The organism is Neobacillus sp. MER 74 (assembly GCF_023714155.1).
The window spans coordinates 1-989 of sequence record NZ_JAMAUV010000063.1; the positions used below are offsets into that span (position 1 = coordinate 1).

General features: G+C 38.9%; 2 protein-coding genes. One reads left to right on the top strand and one right to left on the bottom strand.

The window, feature by feature from the left end; genetic code table 11:
• The coding region (locus M3610_RS27415; protein ID WP_251463629.1) for a hypothetical protein at positions 1-194 on the top strand (194 nt) is incomplete at its 5' end.
• 118 nt (positions 195-312) lie between these two features.
• Here the strand turns inward: M3610_RS27415 and M3610_RS27420 are convergent.
• Positions 313-989 (bottom strand): transposase (locus M3610_RS27420; protein ID WP_251463631.1); only part of this gene is annotated, 677 nt, incomplete at its 5' end.

A 989-nucleotide genomic window follows, 5' to 3' on the forward strand; every position in this document is an offset into this window, starting at 1 on the left:
TTTACAACTCCATATTTTACCATATGATGTACATGCTCCACGCCGCCCTTGGAGGCTTACCCTCCCATGTCTCAACGGGTCAAAAGCCCTATCATTCCTTCGTCATGCCTATCCAAGGGGTGGAGGCCAGTTATGCTAACGGGATGGGTCTAAGCCCTTTTGTGGAACAAACCTGGTACTCCGTACATGTTTGAAATCCTACGAATAAGCCAACATTCGATAACTGTAAAACTAACAATCACTTTTTCTTATTATTTATTGGAGTCTTTCCTTTTGGGAAACTCGAAAGTGTTTCTAAGAATCTATAAGTTCTTATGCTGCTAAAGTAGTTAAAGGTTGTACTTTTTCTGGACAATAGGATTCATTTCGTTTAGCAATACCTACAAATATACGAGCTAATTTACCAACCAATTTCATAATAGATTTCATTTTCTTCATTTTTTTAACTTTAACATTATGAGCGTGTATTGCTTTAAATTCTGGGTTGTTCATCACAAGGCTCATTGTGGCTAAGTAAAGGAATCGCCGTAGTCTTGACCTCCCACGTTTAGAAATGACAATTTGACCTTTCCACTTTCCTGAACTTGCTTCAGCTAGGTGCAATCCTGCATGTCTTAGTAAAGAATTGCCGTGGGCAAAGCCACTTAAATCTCCTGCTTCCCCTAATATACCAGCCAAAGAAATTTCACTAATTCCTTTAATAGTAAGCAATTGCTGGGCATAAGGAATTTGTTTAAGTGCTTCTGTGACCTGTTGTTCAACTCTTTCGAGTTGTGTGGTTGCGAGATCGTATTCCTCTAATAATTGTTGTAGATGAAATTTATAAGCATCAAGTGCTTGCTTAGTGCCAATCGAACGATTAGCTAAATGAATTAGTAATTGGGCCTTTTTTAATCCAGGCTGTCTCTTCATCAGTGATTTCCACCCGATAACAACGTTTTGAGGTTGCATTGAACGCAATTCCATTGGTGTAGGAAATAAGCGAAGGG